Source organism: Methylobacterium sp. GXF4, from assembly GCF_000272495.1.
Classification (GTDB): Bacteria; Pseudomonadota; Alphaproteobacteria; order Rhizobiales; family Beijerinckiaceae; genus Methylobacterium; species Methylobacterium brachiatum.
Map to the genome: position 1 here is coordinate 40,235 of NZ_AKFK01000103.1, position 11,774 is coordinate 52,008.

The following is an 11,774-nucleotide window of genomic DNA, read 5'->3' on the forward strand; positions in this document are numbered from 1 at the left end:
TTAATATATATTGATCGGATCGATCACTGCCCGCCCGGAGGTATCCATGGACGCGAAACGGATCACGCAGGACCTCTCCGTCTCGGGGCAGCTTGCGCCGAGCGAGGTCGGTGCCATCGTCGAGGCCGGCTTCCGCTCGATCATCTGCAACCGTCCTGACGGCGAGGCCGCCGACCAGCCGGCCTATGAGGAGGTCGCCACTCAGGCTCGCAAGGCTGGGCTGGAAATGACCTACCTGCCTGCCGTGTCAGGCGGCATCACCGAGAACGATGTCGCCGCCTTCACCGAGGCGATGCGCACCTCGCCGAAGCCCGTGTTGGCCTACTGCCGGACCGGCACCCGTTCGGCGACGTTGTGGTCGCTCGCCGAAGGCCGGCGTGGTCGTCCGCTTCCGGACATCCTCGCGGCGACGAAGGCCGCTGGGTATGACATGGCCGGCTCCGCCCGGCGCATCGCGGCCGGGAGGCGCTCGCCGAGCGACGATGGCGGGACGAGCTATACCGTGGTCATCGTAGGGGCCGGGGCGGCCGGCATCGCTGTCGCCGCGAGCCTGAAGGTGCGCAAGCCCGACCTCACGGTCGCGATCATCGACCCGGCGGACGTGCACTACTACCAGCCTGGTTGGACCCTGGTCGGATGCGGCGTGTTCACGGCCGACGAGACCGCCCGCACGATGGGGTCGCTGATTCCCGAGGGAGTGCATTGGATCAAGGCCGGCGTGGCGGCCTTCGAGCCTGACCGTAAGGCGGTCGTCCTGGAGGACGGCCGCGTCGTCCGCTACGACCGGCTCGTCGCGGCCCCGGGCCTGAAGTTGAATTGGGATGGGATCAACGGGCTCGCGGGTACGCTTGGGCGGAATGGCGTCACGTCGAACTACCGCTACGACCTCGCGCCCTACACTTGGGAACTCGTGCAGGGCCTGCGGAAGGGGCGTGCCGTGTTCACGCAGCCGCCGATGCCGATCAAGTGCGCCGGTGCCCCCCAGAAGGCGATGTACCTCTCGGCCGACCATTGGCAGCGGGCCAGCCTGCTGGGCGACGTAACGATCGATTTCTTCACAGCCACGCCCACTCTGTTCGGGGTCAAGGAGTACGTGCCGCCCCTGATGGAATACATCGAACGCTACCGGGCCGGCCTGCACCTGAGGCACAACCTCACGCGAATTGATGGGCCCGGCCGTCGGGCCTGGTTCACCCGGACCGGCGTGGACGGCGCGACCTCCGAGGTCGAGACGGACTTCGATATGCTGCATGTCGTGCCGCCGCAGCAGGCCCCGGACTTCGTGCGGGCTTCGCCCTTGGCCGACGCCGCCGGGTGGATCGAGGTCGATCACGCCACCCTCCGTCACGCGCGCTTCCCTGATGTCTACGCCCTGGGGGACGCTTGCAGCGCCCCCAACGCCAAGACCGCCGCGGCCGCGCGCAAGCAGGCACCCATCGTGGCGCACAACCTCCTGCATGAGATGGGCTTCGTGAAGGAGCCCGAGGCCGTCTATGACGGCTACGGCTCATGTCCGTTGACGGTCGAGCGGGGCAAGATCCTGCTCGCCGAGTTCGGCTACGGCGGCAAGCTCCTCCCAAGCTTTCCGTCTTGGTTCATCGACGGCACGAAACCGAGTGCTATGGCTTGGTTCCTCAAGGAACGCATGCTTCCGCCCATCTACTGGAGCGGGATGCTCAAGGGCCGGGAATGGATGGCCAAGCCGAAAGCCGCCGCCTGATCCGCCACCGCACCACGAACATCGGAAGGAAGATGCCCATGAGACACCGGACGTTCACCGTGGCCCTGTCGCTGTTCGCCATGATGGCAGCTCCCACCCTGGCAGCTGGTGAGGTACCAGACGGCGACCCCTGCGAGGTGCTCGTGGCCAATACGCGCGCCATCGTGCCGGGCGCAGTGCTGCGCGCGCGGCCGGTCGGCGTCCTGCTGATGCAGGACGAGCACGGGACGGACGAGAAGATCGTCGCCGTGCCGGCCGCGCGCCTGACCCGCCGCTACGATGCCGTGCGCGACCACACCGACCTGCCGGAGATCACGCGCCAGCAGATCCAGCACTTCTTCGAGCACTACAAGGACCTGGAGCCCGGCAAGTGGGCGCGGATCCTGGGCTGGGACGGCCCGGCGGCCGCCCGCCGGATGATCCGCGAGGCGATCGAGAGCGCCAGTAATCCCGCTTCGGCGGGATCGGCCTGACGAAGCAGGATCGGTCAGGGCCGCGTCGCCATCCCTGCGCGGCCGGACCGCGCGAGGGCGACAGCAGCGAGGCCGAGAAGGGCCGCAGAGGCGAAGAGGCTGTACAAGCCGACCCAGACGTATCCGCCTCCGCCCAACGCCCCGCCGCCCGCGAAGGCGCAGAACAGCAGGCCCTTGCGCACCGCCACGTCCGTGAGCGCCGCGCGCCGCCCGAGGCCGCGCCGTGCCAAGGCGCCGAGCGCGTCGCCGAGGTCGGTCAGCGTCCCGGTGACGTGGGTGGTGCGGATCGTCGGTCCGAGCAGGCGTGAGCTCGTCGCGTTCTGGAGGCCCATCGCGAAGGCCATCGGCGCCAGAGCGAGGATCGGTTCCGGTGCGGCGGTCAGCAGCGTCGCGGCCAGGGCGAGCAGCAGCCCTTCGACCGCGAGCAGGCCCGCCAGAGTCCGCCGGGCCGCCCGCGCGGCGAACGCCTCGGCCACGAAGCCGCACAGCGCGGCGCCGGCGACGAAGCACAGGATCGCGAGGATGCCGAGTGCCACCGGGCCCATGTTCGAGAGGGCGTGCGCGACGGTCTGCGAGGTCGTGCCCGACATGTGCGCCGTGTAGCGGCCGAAGGCGAGGATGCCGGTGGCATCCGTCGCGCCGGCGATGCCGGCCAGCAGGGCGGCGAGCCAGTCGATGCCACGCAAGGTGGGGAGTGACTCGGATGCGGGCTCAGGCGGCATCGCGTTGCGCCCCTGACAGGCCCAGCAAAAGCCAGACGGCCGCGAGTTGCATCGGCATGCCGGCTGCGAACATCACGAACCCCGCCCATTTCTGGTCGACGAGCGGCGGCACGTTCCATCGACAGATGACGTCGAGATAGGGCGTGTAGAGGACGTCGGGGCTGAGCATCCACACGACGGCGACCGCGGTCATCGGGACGCTCGCGATCCAGAGGAGCAGAGCCACCCGCCAGGCCGAGTGGACCTGACGCGTCGCCGGCATCGCCTGCGCCCACATCATGAGGCCGGTCCCGAGTTCGAGCAGCCCGAGCGGGGCCGCGTACAGCGCGTTGGCCAGCGTCGGTTCGAAGATGCCGGGCAGGCTGACCGCGACGCTCAGGGTGCAGAAGGCCGTAAACGCCAGGATTGGATCCAGCGTCGCGGCGAGGAATCTCGCCGCGCGCGGTCCCGGGCGGTCGAGGGCGAGGAGAAGGAGTGGGGGAGCGATCTGGTTGAGCGCCATCAGAGCGGCGGTGTAGCTCGCCATCGAGGCCAGCGGGTCGCGTAGACCGAGGCTGGCCACCACCGTCACGACGATGCCCGTGGCACCGGCCGCGCGGCGGAGGGAAGGAAGCGCTCGCTCAGGCATCGTGTAGAAGGACGCTGAGATCGTGAGCGAGCGCGATCGGATCCTGGGTTTGCGCGTATCCGTAGCGGAGGCGGCGAATTCCGCCCGGATCGACCACCGTCACGAATGAGCTATGGTCGAAGAAGCCACCTTCCGCCTTCCGCCACGTGACGCCCCATGCAGCGGCGGCCCGCGCGACCGCCGTGGGCGAGCCGGTCAAGCCGACGAAGGGCGGGCTGGGACCGAAGCTTCCGAGGTAGCCTTGCAACGCCGGGGCTGGATCCGCCGCGGGGTCGAGGCTCACGAAGGCTACACGCACCCTTGCGGCCTCTCCGGCGCTCAGGTGGGCGAGCGCGGCCGCCACGTCGGCCAGCGTCGTCGGGCACACGTCCGGGCAGCGCGTGTAGCCGAAATAGACCAGGACCAGGCGACCGTGCTCGGCGGCGAGGTCGAACGGCCGGCCATCGGTCTTCGATAAGGCGAGCGGCGGCGTCGGACCGGCGGGGACCGGCGTACCGATGAGCGCACCGCCGGAGCGTCCCCACCGCAGCGCGACGGGCGACAGCGTGATGAGCGCGACAGGCGGCAGCGCGCTCAGGACGGCCCGTCGCGTGATGCCGGCACCTCTCACCAGACGACCCACCCGCGGGCGGCGGTGACGTTCCGGAGGAATGGCCAGAAGATCGGCACATAGGCCGCGGCGGTGGCGAGCGCGGTGAAGGCGGTGATGAGCCCGAGATGCTCCAGGGCGCGGGCGAGCTTCGAGGCTTCCTGATGGGCGACGATGCCGACCGGCTCGCCGCCGTCGAGGGCGTAGCTCTCGCGGCCGCCGAAGGCCTGGGCGAAGGGGATCGCCGGGCGCCGGTCGAGGCGGCGCGTGCCGAGGCTGCCGAGGAAGACCGTGTAGAAGGCGATCGTCGCGAGCCACAGGATGCAGCCGCCCACCGCCACGAGGATCAGGGCGAGATGGGCGTCGCCGTAGACCCGGTCGTAGACCGAGCGCGGCAGCATCGACACCCAGGCCCGGCGCGGCACGCCGAAGAGGCCCGCCCAGTGCATGCCGAGGGCGAACACCGACATCCCGGTAAACCACAGCCACGCGGCCGCGAGCGCCAGCCGCCGGCTGAGGAGCGCGCGGCCGGTGAGATGCGGCAGCATCCAGAATGCCACGCCCATGAAGGTCAGCGCCGAGGCGGTCCCGACCGTGATGTGGAAGTGGCCCGGCACCCACGTGGTGTTGTGGACGATGTTGTTGAGCTCCCAGCTGCCGTTCACGATGCCGCCGGCCCCGCCGAAGATGAAGGTGAGCATCGCCAGCACCTGCGCGGCGACACTGGGGTCGCGCCAGGGCAGAGCGGTGAACCAGCCGAGCCAGCCCCGGCCGCCGCGCAGTCGCCCGGCGTATTCGAGGCTGAGCCCGATGGTGAAGGCGGTGACCAAGCTCGGCAGCGCCACCGACAGGGTGAGCGCGGTGAGGATGCCGCGCCAGACCGGCGAGAAGCCGGGATCGGTGAACTGATGGTGGCTGCCGACTGGCAGGGAGAACACGAGCAGCAGCGCGAAGGTCAGCCGCGCCATCGGGTCGGACACGAGCTTGCCGCCGATCTGCTTCGAGAGCAGCCCGTACCAGCTCACGTAGGCGGGCATCAGCCAAAAGTAGACGATCGGGTGTCCGGTCCACCAGAACAGGGTGCGGGCCACGATCGGGTCGACCGTATCGGTCAGCCCCAGCGCCCACGGGTTGAGCTGGACGACGAGCTCGATCAGCGCGCCGCCCCCGGCCAGCGCCCACATCAGCATGGTCGTCAGGCTCATGTAGGTGACGAGCGGCGTGACCTCGCCGGGCCGGCGCGCCTTCCAGCGGGCACGTAGGTCTAGGAGGATCGGCAGCGGCATCAGGCTGCCGAGGACGACCAGCGTCATGCCGAGGTAGAACCACGCGCTGCCCTTGAGCGGCGGATAGAACGTCCACAGCACGCTCGACGAGTTGTCGAACATGGCGAGCAGCAGCATCAGCGTGCCGAGCGCCATCGTCGCGAAGCAGCCGCGCCACAGCGCCATGCTCGGCGCGAGCCCGAGTTCGCGCGCCGGCAGATAGACCAGCAGGCCGCAGGTCACGAAGAACGTGAAGATGTAGGCGTTGAGCACGCCGTGGATGGTCAGGCCCTGGTAGTAGGACTTCAGGATCGGCGTGAGGGCCGGGTAGGCGTTGATGCCGCCGTAGTTGAGCGCCTGGAGCGGGCCGATCATCGCCCCGATCATCAGGGCCGAGAAGCCCCAGACCAGGAAGGCCAGCATCGTGCGCCGCTGCGGCGCCAAGACGTCAGCGGGTGCGGCGACGGAAGCCGGCAGCGTGCCGGGGATCGCGGTGGCGGTCATGCCGGATCTCCCGTGACGACGATGCGCCCGAGCATGCCCTGATGCTCCAGCCCGCAATACTCGTTGCAGACGATGTTGAAGGTGCCGGGCCGGTTGAAGGTGTAGGTGACGCTGCCGGTGATGCCCGGCACCGCCGTGACGTTGACGGTGGTACCCTGGATGGCGAACCCGTGCAGCACGTCGGCGCTGGTCACGCGGAAGGTGACGGTCGCGCCCTTGGGGATGCGCAGCGGGCTCGGGCTCCAGCGCCAGAGGTGGGCGACCACGGTGACGGTGTAGGCGTTCGGACCGGTCTTCACGATGCTGCCCTCGGGGGTATCGAGCGCGGCCGGATCGCGGCGGAAGCCGTCGGTACGCACGACGATTCCGTAGGCGTAGACGACGAGGAACATCGTGCCGGCGAGCAGCAGGGTCAGCATCGTGACGGCCAGGAAAACCCAAGCGCGCTCGTGGCGCTCCGCGGCTTTGTGAAAAGCGTCCTCGAAGGCGGACGACGCGCCGGTCTCGCTCATCGCGGGTTCTCAGCTCCGGGTATGGAAGACCAGCGCCGCCAGGCACCAGACGACGACGATCGAGGCGACCAGGAAGGCCGCCACAACCCAGGTGCCGACCGGCCGCACGGGTTCGGTCGGGGCGGACTCCTCCGCGGGCGACGGAGGAATACCCTCTCCGCTCATCACTTGTGCTCCGCCTTGGAGGCCGGGACGGTGCCAGCCGGGGGCGTCACCTTCGGATCGCCGAGCACGGCGCCGTCGACCGTGCGGCCGTACATGGAGTTCGGGTTGTCGTGGAACTTGGCACGCGTCTCGGCCACGTCGCCGGTGAAGCGCGGATCCTGCGGGCGGACCTGGCTGTCGATGTAGGTCGCCACGTCCCAGGATTGCTGCGGCGTCAACGTCCCGCCCATGCCCAGCGGCATGTTGGCGTGGATGAACTCGGCGGCGTTCTTGATCGAGCCCATGCCGGCGCCCCAGTTGAACGAGCGCGGACCCCAGAGCGGCGGGAACACAACCTTGCCGTCGGCCGACTGGCCGAGCCCGTCGGCTCCGTGGCAGGCGGCGCAGTTCTCGGCATAGACCTGCGCGCCGCGGGCGTAGTCCGGCGCCAGCGCGGGCTTAGGGAGCGCGGGGAAACCGCGGCCTTCGGGCTTCTCGCCGGTCGGCAGGCCTTTGGCGAGGAAGAAGGAGTAGCTTTCCAGGGCGACGAGCACCGGGTCGCCGAGCGGGGGCACTTTCCCGTTCATGCTGTAACGGAAGCAACCCTGCAGGCGCTCCTGGAACGAGTTCACATGACCGTTCTTGGACCGGTAGGCGGGATAGGAGACGTAGGCCGCCCACATCGGCGCCGAGCCGGCCAGCCGCCCGGCGTCGAGGTGGCAGTTCGAGCAGCGCAGGTCGTTGCCGACATAGGCGGCCGCGTGTTCCCCCGGCTCGCGGAAGATCTGCTCGCCCAGCCGGACTTCGTCGCCGAACTTGCCGGCGGGAATCGCGTCCTCGGCCGGCGGCGTGAAGGGCGCCGGCGTCTCCGTTGCCCCGGCCGCACGCGGGAACCACGCCGTCTCCGCGGCCAGCCCCGCCACGGCCAGGGCCGAGACGGCGCAGGCGGTCGCGGCCGCTTGCATGAACCTCATGGCTTCCCTCCCGCCGTGTTTTCGATCGTCTCGCCCGTTTTCAGGCCGGCTGCGTAGGCGGCCACCGCCTCGATGTCGGCCGGGGACAGGCGCGCGGCGATCGCCCGCATGTATGCGCCGCGCGGATCGCGGATGTCGCCAGCGCGCCAGCGATGGAGTTGCTCGGCGATGTAGGGGCCGGACTGGCCGGCCAGCCGCGGCGTGAAGCTGCCGACGCCGACGCCGTTCGGGCCGTGGCACTGGGTACAAGCGATCAGGCCTGTGCGCGCGTCCCCGCGCTGGAACAGGGCCATGCCGCGATCGAGCTTGGCGACCGGCTCCGGGATCGGATCGACCGGTGCGGGGATGGGCAGGGCCGCAAAATACTCAGCGACGGCCCGGCGCTCATCGGCCGAGAGCGAGGCGGCGTAGGGGGCCATGATCGCGTTGGCGCGTACCCCCGTGGCGAAGTGGCCGAGTTGGTCGGCGATGTAGGAGGCGTGGAGTCCGGCCAGCCGTGGGATGCCCACGTCCGCCTGTCCGGCGCCGTCGGCGCCGTGGCAGGCGGCGCAGGCCGGCCGTCCGGAAGAACCGGGCTGCATCGCGACGGTCGCGCCGGTAGCCGGATCGTCCCCCGCGAAGACTGGCGCAGGGGCGAGGAGCGCGAGCGTCAGGGCGAGGCCTGCGCGAGACATCCAGCCGCGAATGCCCACGAAGCCCCACCACGCAGACGTATTCGAGCAGCCTGTCATCACGTGTGTGTGAGCTTTCGCCGTGTTGCGGTCCATTCGTTTGATCCGAACGCTGCAACCCGCCGCCAGCGGTGGCGACGACCCATCGCGCGTCAGTTCGACTGGTTGCGATAAAGACAAGTCGCCCCGCGGTCCTCGTAGCCCCCCGGACACGCTTGAAGGCATGTCCCGGCCACCTGCTTCAGGCCCGGCGGGCACTCCCCCTGAGGGCCCGTAGGACCGTGGGTTTCCGTCCGGCGATCCAGGTCGGCTCTGGCGTGGATCGACCGGCAGGCCGCCCCCACCGTCCGATAACCCGGGGAGCAGGCCGGTGCCGCCATCGTCGGTGCCGGGACAGCGAGCGCCGAGGTCGCGAGCGACAACCATAAGGTCCGTCGCACACGGTGGAACGAGCACGGTGTGCCGATCATAAGCTGTCGGTCCTGTCTGAACGTGATCGCCGCGTGACACCGGTAGTGTCTGGGCTGGCCGTACACCTGTGGTTGACCGCACGGCCGCCGATCCGCCGGGTCGGCTCGGGCGCGGCGTGCCGCTCACGGCGACGCCTCCCCTGTGCCCGACCCGGCCCGCAGCGTCGCGAGTCGCGCCCGAGCGGCGTCGGCCCGCGTCAGAACCCCGCGGGCTTCCTCCAGCATCACCGTGCCGTGCGGCGTCAGGCGCAGGCCGCGCCCGGCTCGGTCGAACAGCGACAGCCCGTACTCGGTCTCCAACGCGGCGATCGAGGCGCTGACGGCGGAGGGTGCCGCGTGCAGCGCCGCCGCGGCCTGCGTCAGGTGCTCCCGCTCGGCCACCGCCACGAAGACGCGAAGCTGGTGCAGGGTCATGATCCTGCCTCCCATCGCCGCCTCCTCAACCGCCGAGGTACGGCTTGAAGCCGTACCGCTCGAAAATCTGCAGGGCGTCGGGAGACCGGATGAAGGCGAGCCACGCCTTGGCCGCTTCGGGATGGGCCGCTCCCTTCACCTCGGCGCCGGCGTAGACGGCCGTGGCGTTGTCCGCGTCCGGGATGTCGACGTGGCCGATGGGATTGCCGACCTGCTGCTGGAACAGCGCCTCGGACTGCCACGTCACGCCGGCCTGTGCCCGGCCCTGCATCAGGAACAGCGGCGTCTGGCGATGGTGGATATGCGTGAGGATCGTCGAGCCGTCCTTGACCTTGGTGTCGTAGACCGCTGTCTCCAGATCCTTCCCGCCCGCCTTGGCCAGCGACATCTTGATCTGCCGCGCGATGCCCTCGAACTCGGGGTTGGGCATCGCGAGCCGGATGCCCGGTTTGCCGAGATCAGACAGACCCTTCACGCCCGCCGGGTTGTCCTTGGGCACCATGATGGTCAGCGTGTTGGTCACGTAGGGCACCGCCGGCCCGACGAGCTTACCCTCGTGGATCAGCGCCTCGACCTTCTTGAGCCCGGCGAAATAGGCGTCGGGCTTGACCGTGAAGGTCATGTTGCCGACCGTGACGGTACCGCCCGCCTCGATCTGCTTGACGAGCAGGCCCGGCGGGATCGTCTCCCAGAAGATCCGACCCTTGTACTCCGGGTGGCTCGCCTCGAACGCCTTCACCAGCGGCGCCATCGCGAAGAAGTAGTTGCCGCCCACGAACAGCACGAGCTTCGGATCGTCCAGGCTGCCGTGGAAGTCGGCGAGCACGTCGACCTCGGGCACGGTGAACGGCAGACCGCGGGGCGTGGCGTCGTTGTTGTCGCCGTGCTGCCAAGGTGGGAACGGGCCGGGTGGGCCCTTCGCGTCCTCGGCCCGCGCGGCGGAGGACAGCGCGAGGGCGACGGCGCAGCCGGCGAGCATCGCTTTGTGGAAATGGTGCATCGAGCCCTCCTCACTTCGCGTAGTGAAAACCGGCCTGCTGCAGCTCGGGCAGCGTGCCGACGGCGCCGGGCGTGAGGATCACGCCGGGGATGAGATGGTTGGTCAGCTCGGCCGCGAGCGCCTCGTGGCTGAGCTTGTCCGGGTTGACGCCCTTGGCGATCAGGCCGCCGGCCTCCTCCCAGATCGCGTTGTGACAGGAGGTGAACACCACGCCGCGCCGCATCAGAACCGGGATCGCGTTGTCCTCGGGCGAGAACACGCCGGCCGGATCCTCGAAGTTCTTCGGGTCGGCCGAGGCCGCCTTGCCCTCGACGATCAGGGTGTTCGACTTGAACTTCGGCCCGGCGAGGTCGGCGAGCTTGTATTTGTCCCAGGTCTCCTGGTCGTAGAGCGCGAGGTGGGCCGTGCCGTGGGTCGCCGAGACCGCGAGGAAGTCCGGGTGGCGGAACGACCAGACCTGCGCGTTCAGCGCGTTGCGCATCAGGTTGAGCCAGGGGCTGGCGATGTCGGTGTTGTCCCAGACCTGCTTCGGTTTGGGTCTGTAGGCCATCACCTCCGTGAGCGCCTCGTGGTCCCACTCCTCGGTCTTGGTGAGAATCATCGGCACGGTCTTGAAGTCGCGCCGCCGCGGCGCCTTGGCGAGGCGCTCCATCAAGGCGCGCAGGTCGCCCGCCCCGGCCTCGACCAGGGGGGGCTTGTCGGGGCTCGCGGCCCGGGCCGCCGCCGGCGTGAGGGCCGTGCCGCCCGCCGCTCCCGCGGCGAGGCCGAGGCCGAGAATCTGCAGCGCTCCGCGCCGTCCGGTCTTGAACGTCATGTTGTATCCTCCTGCTGGATCGGGATCGGGGCGTCGGCGGTCAGCCGACGATGGCGAGGCCGGCGATGGCGATGGCCGCGATGGACAGGGCGAGGCTCCACAGGAAGACCCAGCGCATGTGCCCGCTGGTCTCGCCCTCGCGGGCCTGCTCGGCGGTCTCGATGATGGCCGGCTCGGTCATGGCCCCCTCCTCCGGATCGGCGGTCCCGGCTCCTTCGATCGACCGCCTTGGGTTCAAGATGGACTTCCCTTGCCGTTCTGAAAAACGGTTTGTTCAGCACGTTTCGTTCTGTATTTTCGATAACTCGGGTCAGGCGATGCCGAGGATGCGGATCAGGCCGAGGCTGACCGCGGTCAGCGCGACGAGCGAGGCGACCACCGCCAGCGTCACCCGGGCGCCGGCACCCGCGACGCTGCGCACATCGACGCCCAACCCGAGCGCCGCCATCGAGACGATGGTGAGCACGTCGGCGGTCGCGGCGATCGGATGGAGCGCCGCCTGCGGGATCAGCCCGGCCGAACGGAGGGCGGGACCATTCACCCAAATTCCTGCTAGTCCCTTTTACGAGGGCTGACAGTGAATATCTCAATCAAGCATTCGATCATTTATCACTCGGCATGCGCTCGTCTCAGGAGCCGATAATTGGTTTGATGATCTTTTCCAAATCAGCAAACGAAAGAGCACCCGGCAGTGGGGCGCCGTTGATGAAAAAAAATGGCGTCGAGTCGACTTTGAAAGTTTTGTAAGCTCGGTCTTTCGCGGTGTTGATTGCCTCGTAAAGGCTCTGATCTTTCAGTGTCGCTTCGAACTTCGCTTGTGAAAAGCCGGCTTGGCGCATCATAACCAGATCGGAAGAGCGTCGTGTAGGGAAAG

General features: G+C 69.1%; 14 protein-coding genes and 1 pseudogene. 2 read left to right on the forward strand and 13 right to left on the reverse strand.

What is annotated here, in order from left to right; genetic code table 11:
• The first annotated feature begins 46 nt into the window (after nucleotides 1–46).
• Together WYO_RS27615 and WYO_RS27620 are read left to right on the forward strand one after the other, a co-directional pair.
• Nucleotides 47–1,720: a bifunctional protein tyrosine phosphatase family protein/NAD(P)/FAD-dependent oxidoreductase gene (locus WYO_RS27615; RefSeq protein WP_007568984.1), complete on the forward strand. Its 1,674-nt coding sequence runs from the start codon at nucleotides 47–49 to the stop codon at nucleotides 1,718–1,720.
• A gap of 38 nt (nucleotides 1,721–1,758) precedes the next feature.
• Nucleotides 1,759–2,193: an inorganic diphosphatase gene (locus tag WYO_RS27620; RefSeq protein WP_007568985.1), complete on the forward strand. Its 435-nt coding sequence runs from the start codon at nucleotides 1,759–1,761 to the stop codon at nucleotides 2,191–2,193.
• A 14-nt stretch (nucleotides 2,194–2,207) separates the two neighbouring features.
• Here WYO_RS27620 and WYO_RS29175 read toward each other — a convergent pair whose 3' ends face one another.
• From WYO_RS29175 to WYO_RS27675, 13 genes and pseudogenes are all read right to left on the reverse strand, one after another.
• On the reverse strand, nucleotides 2,208–2,879 hold the full coding sequence (locus WYO_RS29175) for a YoaK family protein (protein ID WP_052311458.1): 672 nt from the start codon (nucleotides 2,877–2,879) through the stop codon (nucleotides 2,208–2,210).
• A gap of 25 nt (nucleotides 2,880–2,904) precedes the next feature.
• On the reverse strand, nucleotides 2,905–3,543 hold the full coding sequence (locus WYO_RS27630; RefSeq protein WP_007568989.1) for a cytochrome c oxidase assembly protein: 639 nt from the start codon (nucleotides 3,541–3,543) through the stop codon (nucleotides 2,905–2,907).
• Entirely contained in the window at nucleotides 3,536–4,153 is a 618-nt protein-coding gene (locus tag WYO_RS30520) for an SCO family protein (RefSeq protein WP_007568992.1), read from the reverse strand. Before WYO_RS30520 ends, WYO_RS27630 begins: the two co-directional genes overlap by 8 nt.
• Complete coding sequence (locus WYO_RS27640) at nucleotides 4,150–5,901, reverse strand: cbb3-type cytochrome c oxidase subunit I (protein WP_007568994.1); 1,752 nt, start codon at nucleotides 5,899–5,901, stop codon at nucleotides 4,150–4,152. Before WYO_RS27640 ends, WYO_RS30520 begins: the two co-directional genes overlap by 4 nt.
• Nucleotides 5,898–6,413, reverse strand: a complete 516-nt coding sequence (locus WYO_RS27645; RefSeq protein ID WP_007568996.1) for a cytochrome c oxidase subunit II — start codon at nucleotides 6,411–6,413, stop codon at nucleotides 5,898–5,900. The genes WYO_RS27640 and WYO_RS27645 overlap by 4 nt, the downstream gene beginning before the upstream one ends.
• A gap of 9 nt (nucleotides 6,414–6,422) precedes the next feature.
• Nucleotides 6,423–6,578, reverse strand: coding sequence for a hypothetical protein (locus WYO_RS31850; protein ID WP_007568998.1), 156 nt, complete (start codon nucleotides 6,576–6,578; stop codon nucleotides 6,423–6,425).
• Nucleotides 6,578–7,531, reverse strand: coding sequence for a c-type cytochrome (locus WYO_RS27650; protein ID WP_007568999.1), 954 nt, complete (start codon nucleotides 7,529–7,531; stop codon nucleotides 6,578–6,580). Before WYO_RS27650 ends, WYO_RS31850 begins: the two co-directional genes overlap by 1 nt.
• A complete protein-coding gene (locus tag WYO_RS27655; RefSeq protein WP_007569000.1) occupies nucleotides 7,528–8,298 on the reverse strand; it encodes a c-type cytochrome in 771 nt (256 codons plus the stop codon). Before WYO_RS27655 ends, WYO_RS27650 begins: the two co-directional genes overlap by 4 nt.
• Before the next feature lie 497 nt (nucleotides 8,299–8,795).
• Nucleotides 8,796–9,101 (reverse strand): LysR family transcriptional regulator, encoded by a 306-nt coding sequence (locus WYO_RS27660; protein ID WP_007569001.1) that lies wholly within the window; start codon nucleotides 9,099–9,101, stop codon nucleotides 8,796–8,798.
• Between the two features lie 10 nt (nucleotides 9,102–9,111).
• Entirely contained in the window at nucleotides 9,112–10,086 is a 975-nt protein-coding gene (locus WYO_RS27665) for a substrate-binding domain-containing protein (protein ID WP_007569002.1), read from the reverse strand.
• Between the two features lie 10 nt (nucleotides 10,087–10,096).
• Nucleotides 10,097–10,900: a hypothetical protein gene (locus WYO_RS27670; protein WP_007569003.1), complete on the reverse strand. Its 804-nt coding sequence runs from the start codon at nucleotides 10,898–10,900 to the stop codon at nucleotides 10,097–10,099.
• 40 nt (nucleotides 10,901–10,940) lie between these two features.
• Nucleotides 10,941–11,081 carry a hypothetical protein gene (locus WYO_RS31855; RefSeq protein WP_007569004.1) on the reverse strand — a complete coding sequence of 47 codons (141 nt, stop codon included), beginning with the start codon at nucleotides 11,079–11,081 and terminating at the stop codon, nucleotides 10,941–10,943.
• Between the two features lie 129 nt (nucleotides 11,082–11,210).
• Nucleotides 11,211–11,429: pseudogene (locus WYO_RS27675) on the reverse strand (hypothetical protein); the annotation flags it as partial.
• Between the last annotated feature and the right edge of the window lie 345 nt (nucleotides 11,430–11,774).